Origin of the sequence: Bacillus glycinifermentans, assembly GCF_001042475.2 — a bacterium.
In the GTDB taxonomy this organism is placed as follows: domain Bacteria; phylum Bacillota; class Bacilli; order Bacillales; family Bacillaceae; genus Bacillus; species Bacillus glycinifermentans.
Window position 1 is genome coordinate 479,722 of the sequence record NZ_LECW02000004.1, and the last position, 18,783, is coordinate 498,504.

The 18,783-nt window shown below is 48.5% G+C and carries 15 protein-coding genes and 4 pseudogenes; 8 read left to right on the top strand and 11 right to left on the bottom strand.

What is annotated here, in order from left to right; translation table 11 throughout:
* The first annotated feature begins 166 nt into the window (after positions 1 to 166).
* On the top strand, positions 167 to 406 hold the full coding sequence (locus tag AB447_RS05315; protein ID WP_048353603.1) for a YciI family protein: 240 nt from the start codon (positions 167 to 169) through the stop codon (positions 404 to 406).
* Positions 407 to 453: 47 nt separating this feature from the next.
* Here the strand turns inward: AB447_RS05315 and AB447_RS05320 are convergent.
* Positions 454 to 1,093: pseudogene (locus AB447_RS05320) on the bottom strand (CatA-like O-acetyltransferase).
* Positions 1,094 to 1,301: 208 nt separating this feature from the next.
* Here AB447_RS05320 and AB447_RS05325 point away from each other — a divergent pair.
* Complete coding sequence (locus AB447_RS05325; RefSeq protein ID WP_048353587.1) at positions 1,302 to 1,871, top strand: bifunctional transcriptional activator/DNA repair enzyme AdaA; 570 nt, start codon at positions 1,302 to 1,304, stop codon at positions 1,869 to 1,871.
* On the top strand, positions 1,868 to 2,374 hold the full coding sequence (locus AB447_RS05330; RefSeq protein ID WP_048406397.1) for a methylated-DNA--[protein]-cysteine S-methyltransferase: 507 nt from the start codon (positions 1,868 to 1,870) through the stop codon (positions 2,372 to 2,374). Before AB447_RS05325 ends, AB447_RS05330 begins: the two co-directional genes overlap by 4 nt.
* Positions 2,375 to 2,416: 42 nt before the next feature.
* Here AB447_RS05330 and AB447_RS05335 read toward each other — a convergent pair.
* Both AB447_RS05335 and AB447_RS05340 read right to left on the bottom strand, forming a co-directional pair.
* A pseudogene (locus AB447_RS05335) lies at positions 2,417 to 3,266 on the bottom strand (aldo/keto reductase).
* Positions 3,267 to 3,335: 69 nt separating this feature from the next.
* A pseudogene (locus AB447_RS05340) lies at positions 3,336 to 4,517 on the bottom strand (MFS transporter); the annotation flags it as partial.
* Positions 4,518 to 4,671: 154 nt separating this feature from the next.
* On the opposite strand from AB447_RS05340, the gene AB447_RS05345 reads away from it, so the two are divergent.
* Positions 4,672 to 5,043: a winged helix-turn-helix transcriptional regulator gene (locus AB447_RS05345; RefSeq protein ID WP_048353586.1), complete on the top strand. Its 372-nt coding sequence runs from the start codon at positions 4,672 to 4,674 to the stop codon at positions 5,041 to 5,043.
* Between the two features lie 46 nt (positions 5,044 to 5,089).
* Here AB447_RS05345 and AB447_RS05350 read toward each other — a convergent pair whose 3' ends face one another.
* Positions 5,090 to 5,893 carry a uroporphyrinogen-III synthase gene (locus AB447_RS05350; protein ID WP_048353585.1) on the bottom strand — a complete coding sequence of 268 codons (804 nt, stop codon included), beginning with the start codon at positions 5,891 to 5,893 and terminating at the stop codon, positions 5,090 to 5,092.
* Between the two features lie 94 nt (positions 5,894 to 5,987).
* On the opposite strand from AB447_RS05350, the gene AB447_RS05355 reads away from it, so the two are divergent.
* Positions 5,988 to 6,932, top strand: coding sequence for a cupin domain-containing protein (locus AB447_RS05355; RefSeq protein WP_048353584.1), 945 nt, complete (start codon positions 5,988 to 5,990; stop codon positions 6,930 to 6,932).
* Between the two features lie 49 nt (positions 6,933 to 6,981).
* On the opposite strand, the gene AB447_RS05360 is transcribed toward AB447_RS05355, so the two are convergent.
* Positions 6,982 to 7,872 (bottom strand): LysR family transcriptional regulator, encoded by an 891-nt coding sequence (locus AB447_RS05360; RefSeq protein ID WP_048353583.1) that lies wholly within the window; start codon positions 7,870 to 7,872, stop codon positions 6,982 to 6,984.
* Between the two features lie 119 nt (positions 7,873 to 7,991).
* On the opposite strand from AB447_RS05360, the pseudogene AB447_RS05365 reads away from it, so the two are divergent.
* Positions 7,992 to 9,224 (top strand): annotated as a pseudogene (locus AB447_RS05365) (MFS transporter).
* A gap of 117 nt (positions 9,225 to 9,341) precedes the next feature.
* Positions 9,342 to 9,707 (top strand): YoqO family protein, encoded by a 366-nt coding sequence (locus AB447_RS05370; RefSeq protein ID WP_048353582.1) that lies wholly within the window; start codon positions 9,342 to 9,344, stop codon positions 9,705 to 9,707.
* A gap of 35 nt (positions 9,708 to 9,742) precedes the next feature.
* Here the strand turns inward: AB447_RS05370 and AB447_RS05375 are convergent, their stop codons facing one another.
* The 5 genes from AB447_RS05375 to AB447_RS05395 all read right to left on the bottom strand — a co-directional run bounded on the left by AB447_RS05375 (position 9,743) and on the right by AB447_RS05395 (position 17,910).
* Positions 9,743 to 12,958: a bifunctional cytochrome P450/NADPH--P450 reductase gene (locus AB447_RS05375; RefSeq protein WP_057957462.1), complete on the bottom strand. Its 3,216-nt coding sequence runs from the start codon at positions 12,956 to 12,958 to the stop codon at positions 9,743 to 9,745.
* A gap of 33 nt (positions 12,959 to 12,991) precedes the next feature.
* Positions 12,992 to 13,564, bottom strand: coding sequence for a TetR/AcrR family transcriptional regulator (locus AB447_RS05380; protein WP_048353581.1), 573 nt, complete (start codon positions 13,562 to 13,564; stop codon positions 12,992 to 12,994).
* A 223-nt stretch (positions 13,565 to 13,787) separates the two neighbouring features.
* Entirely contained in the window at positions 13,788 to 14,153 is a 366-nt protein-coding gene (locus tag AB447_RS05385) for a hypothetical protein (protein ID WP_053071235.1), read from the bottom strand.
* A 94-nt stretch (positions 14,154 to 14,247) separates the two neighbouring features.
* Positions 14,248 to 17,136, bottom strand: coding sequence for a S8 family peptidase (locus AB447_RS05390; protein ID WP_048353580.1), 2,889 nt, complete (start codon positions 17,134 to 17,136; stop codon positions 14,248 to 14,250).
* A gap of 171 nt (positions 17,137 to 17,307) precedes the next feature.
* Positions 17,308 to 17,910: a class I SAM-dependent methyltransferase gene (locus AB447_RS05395; protein WP_048353600.1), complete on the bottom strand. Its 603-nt coding sequence runs from the start codon at positions 17,908 to 17,910 to the stop codon at positions 17,308 to 17,310.
* Between the two features lie 317 nt (positions 17,911 to 18,227).
* Here AB447_RS05395 and AB447_RS25035 point away from each other — a divergent pair, with 317 nt between their 5' ends.
* Positions 18,228 to 18,392, top strand: a complete 165-nt coding sequence (locus AB447_RS25035) for a YjcZ family sporulation protein (RefSeq protein ID WP_082142463.1) — start codon at positions 18,228 to 18,230, stop codon at positions 18,390 to 18,392.
* 91 nt (positions 18,393 to 18,483) lie between these two features.
* On the opposite strand, the gene AB447_RS26145 is transcribed toward AB447_RS25035, so the two are convergent.
* Entirely contained in the window at positions 18,484 to 18,636 is a 153-nt protein-coding gene (locus tag AB447_RS26145; protein WP_164918165.1) for a hypothetical protein, read from the bottom strand.
* Between the last annotated feature and the right edge of the window lie 147 nt (positions 18,637 to 18,783).

The following is an 18,783-nucleotide window of genomic DNA, read 5'->3' on the forward strand; positions in this document are numbered from 1 at the left end:
TGGCTTTTTGCAATCGGATTTCAGCTTTTCATCAGGCCGGTGATCCGTTTGCTTCATGATGCTCATTACCGAAAGCATCTGAAACAGAAACCTCGGGTGATTGGTTATGTGCTAAAATAGAAGCACTCTTTTGAGGGAGGAACTTATCGTGAAAAGATATTTATTGATGACAACCCGGACAGAAAACTTTAACACTGCATATGTACCTGATCATTACGACTTTTTAGATCGGCTGAAAGCGGAAAACCGTTTAGAAATGTACGGCCCTTTCAGCGATGAAACAGGCGGTGCATACCTCATCCGCGCCCATTCACTTGAAGAAGCAAAACAAATCGGACAGTCCGATCCGCTCATTGAAAGCGGCTCTTCCGCTTTAGTCGTGAAAGAATGGCTGACGAAAGAATAGCTTCTAAAAAAAGTCCCTCTCAGGTTGAGAAGGACTTTTTTTAGCATCTAAAGGAGCCATTCCCCGCAGCAATCGGCCAGACGCTCTACATCATTCATAAAAACGCCGGCATGATAGCCGTCACACACGGCATGGTGGACTTGGTAAATAGGTATCATTCCCTTGAGAAAAGTATTTTCCGTTCGTAATAATCGGGAGCAGGTGCTCTGTATTTGCAAGATGAAGATCAAAGCTTGTAAAACTGGTCCACGGAATCGAAGAGACCGAAAATGAATTGGCAGGCACATCTTTTTTTGCCCACAGCCATTTTTGTCTCCACACCGCTCGGGTATCTCCAAGATACGTCTGATAAAAACGCGGGAAGTCTTCCGAGTATTCCGACCATACGGCGGAAAAGGTCTTATCCTCTTGATGAAAGATCGTATAGCACGGGTTCAGCCGTTCCCAATATCCCAATTCCCCTTTGTCATTGAATGCCGTTCTAAATTCAGGGTAGGCGTTGACAACTTTTGACACCATGTAAATAAATGCGGGATAAAGCTTCATATTTTTGTCACGCAGCCTGTCGAGCAATTCGGTGATGCGAATATTTGCCGTAATGCTGAATGAGCATTTTCCGGCGTTCATGTAATGCTCAAAATAAGGTTTTCTGTGCCAATGTTCAAGATCAATTCTTTGAAAATTCATGGTTAGCCTCCTAAAATAGAATGTTTTTTTATTTCAGGAGGCGTGATCCACTGCTTTTACCAATACCCTCACCTCTTCAAGTCTTCTTTCACTGTAACACTATACAGGGCTTCGGAGAAGATGACCTTTGTCATCTTGCTCTTCCATTCCCAAAGTTACCGCATCGGCCCGCTTTCAGGTTATACTGACATACATCGGGGGTGATCACATGAATGACAAATCCGGCCTCACGCCTGAAAAGTGGCGGGCTATTGTTGAAAACGATTCATCATACGACGGAGTGTTTTATTATGCGGTCAACACGACAGGTGTATTTTGCCGTCCTTCCTGCAAATCGAGGGTCCCTCATATTGACAATGTACGCACTTTCCCGAATGCGCAAAAAGCTTTATCAGAAGGGTACCGCCCCTGCAAGCGATGCAATCCGGACGGACCGCTTTTGCCAGATGAGGAGCTGTGCGAGCGGACCGCTCTGATCATCGGCGAACGCTATCACGAGCCGCTGACGCTCTCTGTATTGGCTGAGATGTGCCATGCCAGCCCTTTTCAACTTCAGCGGACGTTCAAACGGATCAAAGGCGTTTCTCCGCTTGAATACATCAGCCAAAAAAGAATATGTGAAGCGGGCAAGCTTCTTGCCGCTTCAGACGAAACGATCGCACAAATCGCCGCCAAAGTCGGCATCGCGAATGCGGATTACTTTTCCGCCCTCTTTAAAAAGAAAACAGGGCAAACGCCGACGTCGTTTCGGCAAATGAAGCGGGAGGTGGAGCAATGACCGGTCAAATCGTATATTGGAGCAAGCTGAAAGCTGGCGAATGGAATCTGTATATGGCGGCGACAGCTGCGGGCCTCTGTTTTACAGGCTCATATGATGAACTGGCTGCCTGGTTTGCCAAGCGGGGCCTTGCCGATTGTGCAGTGCGCGATGATGAAGCATTGCGGCCTTATGCGGATCAACTGGCCGCGTATGTGAACGGCGGACGGAAAGTTTTCGGCTTCCCTGTCGACCTTTGCGGAACCCCCTTTCAATTGTCCGTCTGGCGAGCATTGCAAGACATTCCTTATGGAGAAACTTGCTCATATTCGGACATCGCCGAAAGGATCGAAAAGCCGGAGGCCGTCCGTGCCGTGGGAGCGGCGATCGGCGCCAATCCGCTGTTAATCGCGGTTCCCTGTCACCGGGTCATCGGAAAGAACGGGAAACTGACAGGGTACAGGGGCGGCTTGGAAATGAAAAAACGACTGCTCGCGCTGGAAAAAGGATATGAACTCAGATGATAAAACAAACACCGTTCGCATATCGAACGGTGTTGTCTTCATTTAAAAATCGAAGTTATCCGGATCAGGACCGACCCGGGTGTTCTCGTTTAAAGCATCGATTCTCGCCATCTCTTCCTTGGTCAGCTCAAAATCGAAAATATCCGCGTTTTCGGCAATGCGATGCGCTTTAGTCGATTTTGGAATCGTAATGACGCCGTTTTGCAGGTCCCAGCGCAAAATGACCTGGGCTGCGGTTTTGCCGTGCGTTTCCGCGATTTCTTTAAGAAGAGGATGACCGAGCAGTTGCCCCTGCATTAATGGAGACCATGCCTCAAGCTGAATGCCGTGCTCCGTGCAAAATGAATGCAGCTCTTTTTGGGTCAGGCGCGGATGATACTCCACCTGGTTGACCATCGGCTTGATTTCAGCGTCTTTCATCAAGTCTTCAAGATGATGGATTTGAAAATTGCTGACCCCGATCGCTTTGACGCGTCCCGCTTTGTAAAGGGCCTCCAGCGCTCTCCACGCTTCTTTATAGCGGCCTTCAACAGGCCAGTGGATCAAATATAAATCCAAATCATCAAGCCCGAGCTTGCTGAGGCTCTTCTCATAGGCTGCGATTGTCTCTTCATAGCCCAAATCCTCATTCCAGACCTTTGATGTTACAAACAGGTCCTCACGCGAAATGCCCGCCTCCTGCAAACCTTGGCGGATGCCTTCTCCGACTCCCTCTTCATTTCCGTATATCGCCGCTGTGTCAATGCTCCGGGTAGCCGTGATTTATCGCCGTCTTCACGGCATTTACCAGCTCCGGACCTTCTTCTACTTTAAATACGCCGATGCCAAACCAGGGCATTTTCACTCCATTATGCAATTCTGTTCGATCCTGTAAATGTTTTGCAGTCATCATTGACCTCCTGTGTTCGTTAATTTTTTTACATGCAGTCCCGCAGAGACCCTTGCAGTACCGGTCCCTGTTTTTTTCTTTTCGTTCGAGCATGAGGCTCACGCCTGTAAGCAGAACAGCACCGAGCACCATGACTCCCCCGGTCCATGGGGCGTGAATGATCCCGATCGACTCCGTTATGATGCCCCCTAAATAAGAGCCGATGGCAATGCCTGCGTTAAATGCTGCGATATTGACGGCGGATGCAACATCCACCGCACCCGGTACGAACCGTTCGGCAAGCATGACGACATAGACTTGCAGCCCCGGAACATTCATAAAAGCCAGCAAGCCCATTAACATGATCGTAATTAAGCCCGCAACCTTAAAAGGCGCTGTAAACGTCAAGGCGAAAAGCACGGCCGCCTGGGCGATGAACATATAAAACAATGCAGCAAGCGGCTTTTTGTTTGCAGCTTTTCCGCCGATGATGTTGCCGATTGCGATCGCAATTCCGTACACGAGCAAAATAAGTGCGACGGCCTCTTGTTTAAAACCTGTGACATGCTGAAGGAGCGGGGTTAAATAAGTGAAGACGACAAACGTGCCGCCGTACCCCAAAGCCGTAATGATAAATAAAAGCAATAAGCGGACATTGGTCACAAGCTTAAACTGACTTCGGATCGTCGTCCGGGCGCCTTTTGGCAAATTGGACGGCACAAGGATGCTGTTTGCGATAAAAGCAACCGCACCGACGGCAACGATGGCCGTAAAAGCAAGCCTCCAGCCGAATTGCTGCCCGATAAAGGTTCCGATCGGAACACCAGTAATCGTCGCCACGGTGAGTCCCGTAAACATGATGGAAATCGCGCCCGCCCTTTTATTTTCCGGCACAAGGCTTGCAGCAATCGTTGAGCCGATTGACATAAATACCCCGTGCGAAAATGCCGAAAGAACGCGCGCTGCTAAGAGGATGCCGATGCTCCCGGCACACGCGGCGATGCTGTTTCCGATCATGAAAACAAGCATAATCAAAAGCAGCAATGTTTTCCTCGACATAAGGGACGTTACCGATGTTAAAACGGGTGCCCCGAATGTTACGCCCAAGGCATATAAAGAAACAGTCAGCCCTGCTGTCGTGACCGAAATATGCAGATCGTCCGCAATAAGCGGCAGCAGGCCGACGCTGATAAATTCCGTCGTACCGATCGCAAATGCGCTGACGGCTAAAGCCAAAAGCGCCGGTATGCTTCGTTTTTTATGAAAAGAAGACATATCATTCCTCCTTGATTTTTTGTATAGCAAATGATCGCCGGCAAATGATATTATGGTACATATCAGTGATGAAAAAAAGTACGTACTTTTAAGTATCATAGGAACCAAAAAGTATGATAGGTACTTTTAAGTACCTATCGATCGGAGGATGAAGATGAAGCAGAAAAAATACAATATCTCGGTCGAAGCAACCCTTGAAGTCATCGGCGGAAAGTGGAAGTGCGTCATTCTTTGCCATTTAACGCACGGCAAAAAGCGGACGAGCGAATTGAAACGCCTCATGCCGAACATTACGCAAAAAATGCTGACCCAGCAATTGCGCGAATTAGAAGATGACGGCGTCATTAACCGGATCGTGTACCAGCAGGTTCCGCCGAAAGTCGAATATGAGCTCAGCGAATACGGCTGGACGTTAAAAGACATATTGGATTCCCTGTGCGATTGGGGAGCAAAGCACATTACGAAAGTTTACGGAGACAAATTCGCGGTCTTGGAGGACAGCGTGCTGAATGATAAATTGAAGTAGCAGAAAACGACATTCCTTTGTTTTGGAATGTCGTTTTTGTTTTGCGCTATGAATAATGACGGGACAGCTCAACGATCATCGCCCCCATCCGTTCCAGCTCAGGGGCAAGCAGCCGCTCTACGCCTTCCTCCTTCAGCGCTTCCGCCGTCACCTTCCCGACGGCTGCCGCTAAAACGGATTCCCCAAAAGCTTTGACGATGTCTTCGGCGACACCCTTTTCTCTCGCATAATTAAATAGCGAACGGACTTGAACGGCCGTCGTGAAACAAACCGCATCGACCTCGCGGCTTGCGATTTCCCGGCACAACAAAGCAACGGTTTCCTCTTTCGGAGCGATATGCCGGTAAGGCAGAATTGGACATACGGACGCCCCTTTCTCCTCCAGAAACTTCATGAGTGACGGCGCATTTTCTCCATGAAGCTGCACCATGACCCGTTGTCCGGTCAAATCGTAAGGCTCCAGCGCGCGAATCAGTCCTCCCGTCGTTCCGTCTTCATCGGAAGCTTCAGGGGTAATGCCGAGCTTTTTCAAGGCAGCGATCGTTTTGTAGCCCCTTGATGCCGCTTTTGCCCTGCGGATCGCCTGCAAAAAGCGTCCGCAGATTCCAAGTTTTTCAGCTACATTGACAAGCGTTTCAGTGCCGATCCCGGTCGTAAATATCACCCAATCGGCACCAGTTTCAACAAATGCTTTCAAATCAGGCTCGACCTCTTTTTCCGCCAAAAAAACGGTTCCCTGAAGAGAGCGGACGACGGGAATTCCGCCTTGTTTTTCGATGAGCGTGCTGATTTCGTCTATTTTTCGCGAGCCTCCGATGGCAATTCGTTTGCCGTTCAATCCTTTTGCCACAACCAATCCCTCTTTCTTTATCTTTTTATTCGTTTACTAACATCTTCCATGTCAAATATGATAGAATTATCAAAAAATAACAGGAGGTTTTCTTATGTCTACCCATTCTGAAACCCATGCCGAACAGTTGACGAAGCATGCCCGTTTTTTTGAGTATACCACTGCTTCCGATCCGATTGGAAGCGAAATCATCAGCCCGGTCCCGATTAAAGAGTTCGGTCCGGAACTGTACCGTTCCGGAGAAACGCAGATCATTCCTTTGGACATTTCAAACGAGCTTAAAACGGATTATCCTGCATCAAGCCCATCCCTTCTCGCGCATTTTATCAAGATTCGCACGGGTGATACGATCAATACCAAACCGAATGCAACAAGCGAATTATATTACGTGATTGAAGGCGCCGGTACAACCGTTTCCTGCGGAGAAACGATTGAGTGGCATAAAGGCGATTTTTTCACGCTGCCTGCCGGTTCAATCAGCCGCCATACGGCTTTTGAAGACGCATCCATCTATTATATTACAGATTCGCCGCTTCTTCGCTATTTAGGCGTGAATGCCGCTGAAGCGCGCTTCAAACCGACCCTGTACACCGCTGAACAGGCAAAAGCAAAATTAGCCGAAGCCGCCAATGCCCCTGACGCCCGTTTTCGCAACCGCATTTCCATTCTCTTAAACAATGACATATTCGATCAGACGTTAACCATCACGCATGTGCTGTGGGCCATGTTCGGCATCGTCCCTCCGGGTTCAAGCCAAGCGCCTCACAGCCATAAATCGGTCGCCCTCGACTTTGTTGCCTATGCGGCGCCGGGGACGTATACATTAGTCGGGAACAAAATCGATCCCGAGACAAAGGAAATCATTGATCCGGTCAAAGTGGAATGGGTCACCGGAAAATCTTTCATCACACCGCCGGGGCTATGGCATTCCCACCATAATGAATCAAATGAGGCAGCCTACATCATTCCGATACAAGACGCAGGATTGCAAACGTATCTTCGCACATTGGATATTCAGTTTCAGCATTATGAAAAATAACATTTTTTAAGGGGTGCGGCTTTTGCCGCCCCTCTTTTGGCAGACGGGCCTACGGGCGGTCGTTCCTTTGATAGTATTCAATAACAAACTGCTTAAAGTTGAAGGCTGCAGGCGATAAATAATGGTCTTTTAAGACGGCAAGACCGATCTTCCGTTCTGAGCGGTAATCTGCAACACGGCAGAATACGACGGGAAAATGGACATGTTCAGCCGTTTTCGGCAAAATCGCCGCACCAAGCCCGGCTGACACGAGCCCCAAAATGGTCGAAACCTCTTCTCCTTCAAACGCAAGCTTCGGGCTGATCTCTAAATCCCGGCACATTTGATCAAACACATAGCGAAGTCCATACCCCTGTTTAAAGCCGACAAAATCTTCCCCCGCAATGGCTTTCATCTCAATTTCGTTTTGGCCTGCCAGCGGATGATCGGCGGGCAGCACCAAATAAAGCGGTTCTTTATCAAGGATGGTCCACTCAAGCAGGTCGTTCGGCAGGGGAGGAGAGCTCAGGCAAATATCAGCCTCTCCTGTTTCGACCATGTGCTGAAGTACTTCATTCGCCCCTTGATAAAGCCTGAACTCCACATGCGGGTGCCGTTTTTTAAAACCGGCGATCAGCTGCGGCATAAGCCGGGAGCCGAGCGTATGCAAAAAAGACACCGATATTTCTCCATAGTCGGGATCTGCGCTTTTTATGACCTGCCGGACGCCTTCATCGAGCGCATGGCGGGCTTTTTTTGCATTGACGAGAAACTGTTTGCCGTACTTTGTGAGCCGGACGGACTTTGATCCGCGAATAAACAAAGGAACGCCCAATTCTTCTTCAAGCTTTTTGACGGACCGGCTCAAAGCCGGCTGGGAAATGCACTGCTCCATAGCAGCTTTCGTAAAGTGGCGATGCTTGCTGACGGCAATAAAGTTGTCAATTTGATGGAGTTCCACTGTCTCACCTCCTCATCATAATCAAGATGCATCATAATCATAGTTATTATAAATTAGACACATTGCAAACGAAAGCGTAGGATGGATCATAGAGCAGATTTTCGAAATGAGGGACCAGCATGAATTACATTCAGCCGCATACAAAGGTTTATCAAAAAGCAAGCATTGCATTATTTATCAGCGGTTTTGTCATATTTGCGACATTGTACACCACACAGCCGCTAATGCCGGTATTTGCGAAGGAATTCGGCATATCAGCCGCGTCGGCAAGCCTAACATTATCCATCTCAACCGGCATACTGGCGTTTGCTTTGCTAGCTGCGGCCGCATTGGCGGACGGGTTTGGCCTCAGGAACATCATGACGATTTCGCTTTTTGCAACATCTGTCCTCGGGCTTTTAACAGCGTTCAGTCCGAATTTTGCCACCCTGCTTGTAATGAGGGGGCTTCTTGGTTTTTTCCTTGCAGGCGTTCCAGCCATCGCTATGACGTATGTCGGCGAAGAATTCGATCCGAAGGGGCTCGGCAAAATGATGGGACTCTACATAAGCGGCACGAGCCTTGGCGGCATGAGCGGCAGGCTGTTGACCGGCCTTTTGACAGACCTTTTCGGCTGGAGGGATGCGCTCGCCATCATCGGCATCATTTGTTTCGTACTAAGCTATCTGTTTTGGGTTTTCCTGCCGCAGCCGCGGCACTCTGCAAGAAAACAAACCAATCTTAAAAAAACACGCCTGGCCTACCGGACTGTCTTTGTGAACGGACGGCTCATGCTGCTCATTTCCCTCGGCTTCATCTTAATGGGCAGCTTTGTCACGATGTTCAACTATATCGGATTTCAATTGATGGGCCCTCCTTACCGGCTGTCGCAAACGATTATCGGTTTGATCTTTATCGTCTAATTGGCAGGAACGCTCAGCTCGGTTTACATGGGAAAGAAAGCCGACAGCTACGGCACTTCATTCATGATCAAGATCGCAATCGCCATCATGGCTTCAGGCGCCTTGATCACGCTTTTCACCTGGCTGCCGCTGAAAATTGCCGGTATCGCCGTTTTTACGTTCGGATTTTTCGGAGCGCATTCGATCGCCAGCTCCTGGGTCGGCCAGCAGGCGGGTGAACAGCGTGTTCAAGCTTCATCTCTTTATTTGCTGAGCTATTATCTCGGTTCAAGCTTAGCCGGTTCATTCGGCGGTTTTTTCTGGACTCACTTTGAGTGGCCGGGAATCATCTCTTTTATTGCAGGACTGCTTTTAATTGCCTATCCGGTTATCTTCTTTGCCGGAAAAGGTGCAAGGGAAGCCGAAGCAAAGAAACAGCTTAAGCCTTTTTCAAAGAATGCCGATATATAAGGAAAAGCCGGCATGGCAATTCCTTTTGAAGATCAGCCGTTTTTAGAAAGGTAAATGCATCCCGTCAGGCTTTCTCCTTACCTTATATCCGCTATAATTGGATGAGGGGGTTTTGGCATGAAGAAAATAGGGTTTTACGGATTGATTGCATCCGTTGTTTTTGGAAGCTATTTGAGATGGATCATGAATGACAGCGGGGTGTTGATAGATATCATCGCTTTGTGCGGCTTTGTGTTCATCCTGATGTACTCGTGGGATGAATCGAAAAAGGAAAGCCGTAAAGCCCTTTTATTAAAGGGGACAGGCGTGGTCATCTTAACGCCTTTATCGGTGTATATGATCTTCAAGGGCCAGGAATCAATCAACAGCCTGGCTTTTTTCAACGGCTGGGAAACAGCTGCTAAAGTCGGGTGTATCTTATTGGTATTGCTTGTAGCATCAGTCCTCATGACATTCATACATAACATCAGCTCCAGGCCGTAATAAAGAGGCATCCGGACATCCGGATGCCTCTTTTTTTAGACTTGCGGCTGTGCGGGCACTGGCGCAGTTCCTCCGGCAATTCCTGCGCCGGACCAGACGTCTTTTGCGTAGCGTCCTTCTTCCTGCAGTTTAGAGATCCAGCTTTGCGCTTCTTCCTTGCTTGCCTGCATTATGTGTTCGTACGCTTCGCATAAAGCATCTTCAACGGCCGGGGCCATTTTTGCGCCGTCTCCGCAAACGTACAGCCGGCAGCCGCTGTTCAGCAGATGAATCAGCCTTTCCGCGTCCTCTTTAATCAGATCCTGCACATACGTTTTCGGGCTGTCTTCAAGCCGCGAAAAAGCAGTATGCAGGTGTACGAGCCCGTCCTGTTCTGCTCTTTCCAATTCGTCGCGGTACAGATAATCGTGTTCCGGATGGCGGCAGCCGAAATACAAATGGGCTTCGCCGAGTGCTGCTCCCGCTTCTTTTGCAATGCGGCGCGCCTGAAGAAAGCCGCGGAAAGGCGCGATTCCCGTTCCCGGTCCGACCATGATGAGCGGCGTTTCGGGATCATCAGGCAGCCTGAAGCCGGACGAAGGCTCCCGGACAAAACACGATATGCTGTCCCCCGGGGCGAGTTCTGCCAGATAGTTTGATGCTACACCGCGGTACTGCCCCCGGCCGCTCAGCGCCGGTCCGCTTACAACGGCGACGGTGATGCTCGTGTTCCGGGCATGTTCCCGGGGCGAGCTGGAAATGGAATAGTACCTCGGTTTTAATGAAGGCAGAAGCGCCAAAAAGCGGGCGAGCGGCAACTCGCATGCCGGATACTGTTCAAGAAGATCAAGCATCGTCAAACGCTTCTGCAAGACCTGCGCTTTGTAGGCCTCATCCTCCAAAAGCGCGGCAAGCTCCCGTTGATGCGGCGGACAAACGGTATGCGCAGCCAGCTCGCGGATCTGGGCTCTTGTGGCCGGCTCCTGCAGTTCAACGCTGTTTTGAAACAGTGCTGTGACATTAACCGGGCGATCGAAAGGCAAATGGGAGACGCGGCGCTCTCCGCTGATCAAAACGTGTTCATCTCCGCTTAATCCAAACCGCTGAAGCACCCTGTCGACGAGCGCATTGCTGTTTTGCGGCAGCACCCCGAGTTGATCCCCCTCCACATATGCAGTTCCTTCCGGCAGAGAGATTTCGATATGTCGCGTACTTCTTCCGCTGTCTGGGCTCTGAAGTTCGCGGTTCGTTAACACTTGTGCCGTAAACGCCTGATACGTTTTCACAAGAGGCGAGCCGGCCGGTGCGCTGATGAATTCGACGGACAGCTCTTGTCTGTCTGCCTGCTGCTTATGCTCCGTTATGGAAAATGCTTTTCTCAAATTAGGCCAAAGACCGTTTTTCCAAGCTTCAAAGCTTCCTTCAAAATCATCGTTGGCATCCCCTTCTCCACGCGTATGCAGCCTGGTCGCTCCTTTTTTTTCAAATGCGCCGTCGATCAGGCGGGGAATCCTCTGATACGTGTTGGCCCAGCTGGTGTTTCCGCATCCGAACACGGCATATTTGACACCTTGTAAGTCTTTTTCGGGATCTTGTTCAAGCCAATTAACGAATTCCTTCGCATTATCGGGCGGGTGTCCGTTGTACGAAGCGGTTACGACAAGCACCGCTCCCTCCTTCGGGATCGTGCCCTTATATTGATCAAGCTCGGCTGTTCTGCTTTCCCAGCCTTGCAAACGCGCCTCGTCTGCGAGTTCTCTTGCGGCGTCTTCGGCTGATCCGAGATTTGAGCCGTACAGTACAAGCAGCGGAGTACCGTGGGCATCTGCCGCCGTCTGTGAGTGAATGTCTGTTCGAAAAGCGGCTTGCTTTTCCTGATGGGCCGCTGTTGTCATCAGTGCTATCTCTCTTCTCGGCTTGACCCGCATCGTAAAGCCGTCCGGTTTAATAGTAAGCGACTCTTTTATTGTTAAGCGATAATTCGTGTGGTCTTCCAGTTCAAAATACTGAAGAATCATCCCCAGTACCAGCGTGGCTTCATGAAGTGCGAACTGCATGCCGATGCAGGCGCGCTGGCCGTTTCCGAACGGTTTGTACGCGTTTTTCGGAATGCTGTTCATCCGTTCAAACCGCTCAGGCCGGAATTCTTCGGCGTCTTTTCCCCAGACGCTTTGATCCCTGTGCAGTTTCGGAATTAACACGGTTACGCTCTGACCCTTCGGAATCAAATATTTGCCGCCGATCACCGTTTCTTCCTTGGCGTATAATGCAAACGCAGGAGCAGTCGGATAAAGCCGCAACGACTCGTTCAATATCATACGAATATACTTCAGCTGCTGAACTTGTTTGTAAGAAGGCACCGGATCTGTGAGCACCCGGTCCGCTTCTTCGTATGCCTTTTTAAGCTGCTCGGGATGCTGAAGGAGCAGATAAAGCGCGAATGACAATAAGCCGCTCGTCGTCTCGTGCCCCGCAATCAAAAAGGTGATGATTTGATAGCGGATGTTTTCATCATCGAGCCTTTCGCCTGTTTCAGGATCCTTCGCATGAAGCATGAGAGACAGCAGGTCGTTTCCGCTCCCGCCCCCGGTCTGTCTTCGTTCAGCGATGATCCGGTCGACGAGCGAAAACATCGATTCAACGTCACGGTTAAACTGCCGCCTTGTCTTCACCATCAGCTTATCCTGCCATTCGAGACGCTTCGTCTGACTCATCGCTTCATTCAAACCGCGACTCAAGCTTTCGATAAACGGGTGCTGTCCTTCGCGGTAGAAACTGTTAAAACGGTAATTAAAGCCGCATAAGCCGATCGTATCCAACGTCAGACGCGTCATATCATCCGGAACATCGATGCTCTCATTCTGATTCAGACGGGACCATTTTTGAATAAGCTGCAGTGCGATATCTTGCATCATGGAGTGGTAGCCCTTCATCGCTTTCTGACTGAAGCTCGGCAGGAGAATGTTGTGTGCTTTCCGCCAATTCGGTTCATGCGTCCAACTTGTAAACAATCCGTCTCCGCTGAATTCGCGGACCTTCAAAAGCCCCTTCCCCATGTTTTTATCAAACCTTGACTCGTCACAGACCTCTGAAACGAGCTCATGGTTTGAAACAAAGATGCCGACCCTATCCGCAAACTGAAATTGAAAAATAGGGCCCAGTTCATCCGCGATTTTCCACAGAGATTGGGACACCTTGGTTTTGTCCAGCAACGGAAGGTTGCCGAGCGGGCCGTATGTTTTCGGGATTGGAATCGTGCTTAGCTTGTTCATCAGGATCATCCTTTCTTTTTGAGAAAAGCCTTATCAATCGTGACGTTTAATCGCATGCCAGGAACATTGTTCAATTTCTTCGATTAAGCCTGAAGGATCTTCTATTTCTCCGGCTTTCACCAGTTTTTGAATGTGGACAAACGCTCCGAATACCATCGCGGTTAAAATATGCGGAGGCAGCGGATGAATCATGTTTGCCTCTTTGCCTTTTTCAAAAAACAAATAGACGAAATCCAAAAGGTCGTTCAGGACGCTCCGGCTTGTTTCGGTTAAGTAATGCGAAGTTTTGTCAATTTCCAAAAAGTAAAGCGCATAGACGTTTTCACGCGCAAACTCGTAGAGGCAGCGAAAGATGTGGTGAAATTGACTGCGCACGCTCAAATGTTCGGGGTAGCCGTCTTTAATCTTTTCTGTAAAGCGCCTTACACTGTTTTGAAACAGAACATTGACAAGCGCCTCCTTGCTGTCAAAGTACCGGTAAATCGTCCCTGCTCCGACGTTTGCCTTCTCTGCGATCATCGGAATCGTTGTGGCATCGAATCCCCGGTCTGCGAAAAGAACGTGGGAAGCCTTGATGATCTTCTCGTATTTGCTTTCTTGTTCCACCTGTATTCACCTCCACATCGCGGAATGAACGTTCATTCCGCAACCGTCATTTGTTCAAATTAGACAGGTATTCGTAAAATTCCTTTTTTAATATAAAAAATTTTAAATAAAAAACAAAATGGGTAAAATCTACCCATTTTGCTCACCGGTTCTAAATACACAAATCCACAAAAGATCCCGCCAGTTTGGCAATACGATCGATTAGTATTCTTATATATTATTTTTATAACTTTTCTATCAGAACTGCGGCAATAAGCGGATGTCCGTTTCGCAATCCTTGGTACATTCCGTATACCCTCACATTGTCCCCCGGCTGCATACGGAGGCCGGTGAGATTTTCAACATATATGGTTCCCTCTTTGACGGATAAAGCAAATATTCCTTCCTGATCCACAGATGCCGCGGCGCCTTCTGCGTATACTTTCGTTTCTTTTTCGACTTCGCCTTTCTTCATTTTGAAAAAGTCCGCCTGAACAGCATGCTTTTTCAAATCATCGTCGAGCTTTTGCTTTGTCGGCAGTTCTTTTGTTTCTAAAAAAGCGGATGATGCAAGTGAACATAATAAAACCGGCATAAGCAGCCATTTCATCGTCAATCCCTCCTTATTTGCAGTTTGAACCATTTCAGACGGGACATAAACCCGAAAAAGGAGCTGATTGAACATCAGCTCCCGGTGTACACAACTATTTTGCTTTCTTCACGGTTGTTTTTCTCGCTTTGCTCGTGTTTCCTGCTTTGTCTTTCGCTGTAACTGCTAATACGGTATTCGCTTTTTGTTTTTTTATTTTAATGGAGAACTCGCCCTTTTTATTTGCATTGCCGGTACCGATCGTTTTTTTGCCGGCTTTGACGGTGATTGCGGCATTTGCTTCGGTTTTGCCTTTTATTTCTGTACTTTTGTCAGAGACCGGATTGATTTTTGGCGGGTTCGGCGGAATGACGTCAGCTACCGTCACTTTGACTTCGGCGCTTTCCCTGTAGGCATCCTTCGATGCGGAGACATATAAAACGGAATATTCTTTTTGTTTGCCGATTTTGGCTTTGAATGTTCCGGAAGCATCTGCCTTCGCTGATCCGATGATCTTCTTTGACGCATTTTTAATGTTGACTGTATAGCCCGACGGCGCTTTCCCGGTCACATATGCGTCATTGTTGGTGACGCGCTTGACAGACGGTTTTTTCGGCGCTTTTTCTACGACGGTCCTTAAGCTTGCCTCAGCCTGATGGCCCGTTGCTACGACACGGAGAACTTGATCGGCGGCCTGAGCCGGAATTTTCACCGTAAAGGTTCCTGATTTCCCTGCCGTTCCCGTTCCGAGCACCTTGCCTCCGCTCAGCACTTTGACCGCTGATCCGCTTTTCGCTGTCCCTGTTACGGATTTGTAATGGTCCAATACCGGATTCACCTTCATGTTCAGTTCCAAAACGCTCACGGCATGGTAGGCATTCAGCCTTCCCCATCCGGAAACAAAGTCATATCCCGGAGCCGGAAGTTCAGGCTCCTCAAATCCGTCATCAAAATCCGAACCCGGATTGTCCTGTTCGGCAAATGCGACGTCAGCTGCGGTTTCCGTCAGAAGCTTTTCGACTTGCTTCGGTTGCAAAGACGGTTTCTCTGACAAAAGGAGTCCGGCAACAGCCGCAACGTGCGGCGAAGCCATCGATGTTCCGCTCATATACGTTACATTACCGTCGGGAACGAGGCTCGGGATGTCTGTTCCCGGAGCTACCATATCCAGCCCTTTTCCATAATTGGAATAGTCGGAGACAAGATCGAGGTGATTGGTCGCGCCGACGGATATCGCGTATCTCGATGACGCCGGATACGAAATGTCTGAAGAGCCGTCATTGCCGCTTGCCGCCACCACCGTCACATTCTTTTCGGCCGCATATTGCAGGGCGTATTCCAGCACACGGCTGTACGGTCCGCCAAGGCTCAGATTGATCACTTTTGCCCCGTGGTCAACAGCGTATATGATCCCGTATGCGATCTGCTCCGTGTCCCCGCTTCCTGATGAATCCAAGACCTTTACAGGGAGTATTTTCGCGTGTGCGTTGATCCCTGCCATTGAGTAGTAATTATCAGCCGCTGCTGCGATAATGCCTGAAACGTGAGTGCCGTGTCCGTTATCGTCCAACGCATTCGTATTGCGGCCGATGTAGTTGTACCCTTCGTCGTTTTTGACAGCGCCGCTTAAGTCTGCGAGCGTATGATCGACACCTGTATCGACGACGGCAATGACCGTTTCGTTTAACGCTTTTCCATTCAGCAGTTTTTGAAGCTTTTCGAATTGAATGTCAGCGTTCGCAGCGCGGTCTTTGCCGTTATTTTTGAGCGACCATTGGTAGGAGTACTGGGTGTCAGCCGATAAAGCGTGATACTCGTGAACCTGCTCGACGAATTCCACTTCAGGCAGTTTTGACAGCTTGGCCGCTGCTGTCTGATATTTCTTCGCGGCTGCTTTGTATCCGTCTGAATCGTTTTGCTCCAGTTCGACGACGTACATGTTTTTAAAGGCCGTTTTGCTTTTTTTGAAGGAATCAACGGAGTCCGCTCCGTATGCTTTTGCTTTGGATGAAAATGAGCTCGCATTTTTGCCGTCTTTTAATTTCACGATGTAGCGGTTTTCAGGTGTACTCGCTGCAGCTGAATCCGCAAGCCCGGCTTTTGCCAAAATCGTTGATACTTTGCTGCCTGTCAGATTTGCGATGTCGATGTCTTCAGCTATTTGATCGAGCTGCTTTTTTAAAGACTCAGGCACCGCATCGCGTGCCGCCGAATAAAGGCTGAGGATGGCTTTTTGATCTTCTTTCGTGACCGTATATGTGCTTGACGCTCCGTTTTCGGCGACATCGCCGAACAGTTTTTTCAATTGGACAAGATCGCGGTATACACCGTCCCGCAGCGATTTGTCAAACATCATTTTTGCGCTAATGAAAGGAGCGGTTTTATAGTATAGAGATGACAGGTCTTTCCCTTTTTCCGTTTTTTGCAGCACGCCATCTCTGATCGTTCTTAAATCTTGCAGAATGCTTTTGCCGTGTTCCCTTTCTGATGTGCTTAATTCTGCCGGGCACTCTTCTTCGGCAATCTGATCTGACGGAGGAAGGGTGACGCCCTCATAGCTGATGGTGTAAGAAATGTCTGTATTTGAATCGGCTTCGGTTTCTTCATTATGGTTTTCGACTTTTACGTAGTACGGGCCTTTCCAGGCGATCGGAAAGTCGATTGCGGCCGGGTTTTTTGCATACGAAAAGCCGTTGTATCGATCAAAAGTCTGACCATCCGTAGCATTTTCCAGGCTGGAATAAACGGAGATATTCAGTTCCTGATCGGATTGAAGCTTGATTCGAAAATGCGTGAAATCCGCGACATCTTTTTCGGAAGGGTCGATTTTATACCAGTGTGCTTGATCGCTTTCTTTAAATCCCGCTTTTACGGGGTCTGCGATCGCAAGCACCGTCTCATCAACAGGTCCATCGGCCGCCGCCTTTCCAATCGGAAGCTGGCCAAAAATCAGGGCAAACATAAGAATGAAAACAATCGAACCGCTAATTTTCCTTTTTTCCATAAGTACCTCCGCAGAATATAGTAAAGTCGTTCACCTCGCTATTAAACCATGTTTATCAATTTATTGGAATACATTTCTTTCAAAAACAAAAATATGATATTATGGAACCAAATTCACGGCATATGAAAAGCCCTCTCGGTGGTAAGAGGGCCGGCTTTTAGGGGATGATCGTCATTTTGCCGCCGTCACGCAGCAATAATTTTTGTACATATGTACGTTGATTTCCCTAAAATGATGTTTTTCAAGCAGATGCCTGATCTGCTCTTCCGAATACAACGTAAAATCATCCGTTTTTTTTGATTTTTTCATTTGTTCTTTGAGATGGACGGCGAGAAACACCGTGCCGTCGATTTGCAGCACGCGGTAAATTTCTTTTAGCGCCTGATCGGGATCCGTCCAAAAATACAGCGTATGCACTGAAAATACTTTATGAAAGACACGGTCTTCAAACGGAATGTTTTCGGCATATCCGTGCTTGATCTCCGCTTTTCCCTCTTCTCTTAGATACCTGGTCCGGCGCAGACTTCGCTTTACCATGCTTTTGGATGAATCGATTCCGCAAGCCTTTCCGGTTTCAAGCTTTTCCGCGATCCGGCTGAGAGCAGCTCCGCCTCCCGTTCCGATTTCAAGGATGCGGTCATAGGGCTGAACATCCAATAACTGAATCGACCATTCGTTTATATCATGATTTCCGGTTTCCATATAAGAAGCAATCCATTTTGATAAAATGCCTCTCGGACTCCGCAATTGTTTTCCAAGCCATTGTTCAAACACGTCAAAACACCTGCTTTGATTCTTATTAGGCCATTTTTTATCCTGCATCAAAGGACAAAACGGGCTCTTTCCCAAATCATATCGGCCGCCCAGAAATGAAAAGAAAACCCGCGAAAATACTTGAATCTTTTCCTGCATTCCATAACTAGACGGATTCATCTTTGAAAATGTTTCTCCAAAAACGCAGGAACAATTCGAATCAAAGAGGCATTATGTCTAAAAAGCTCTTGATGAAATAAATGATCTATCCGCCCTTTCAATTCCTCATATAAATGCATAGGATGTATGGAACTTTCACTAAAAGGTGGTGCTAAATTATGGGCTTTGGATACGGTTTTGGCGGTTACGGCCGTTGTTGCGGCTCTTGTGGCTCTTGCTACGGTGGTTACGGATACGGCGGTTACGGATACGGTGCCGGCTTTGCGCTTATTGTCGTGCTTTTCATTCTGTTGATTATCGTAGGCACTAGCTTCATTTGCTAGAACAGCTGGATGGAGGGCTTTTTAAGCCCTCCTGTCCTATTTAAGGTATCCATCTATTTAAAAAAAGCAGAAAACGAGCCGTTTTCTGCTTCTAATAATACCAGTAAGGCGGCCAATAGCCGAACCGGCGCGCTCTTTCTTCCATTCTTCGGCGGCGGTACGGATTCCCGTAGCCGTGCTTAAAAGAATGAGGCATTGATGTATAGCCATGACCGATAAAAGGCATTCTGCCATCTTTGTGCATATTCATCACCTGCATTTACATTTGCTTTATTCTATGCAGGCAGTCTGCGATTCGGACCCAAAAAGGCCCGGCTAAACCTGGTCCTTCTCCATTGTATAATGTGCCAACAATTCCCTTCTGTACATCATCATCATCTCCTCCTTTTAT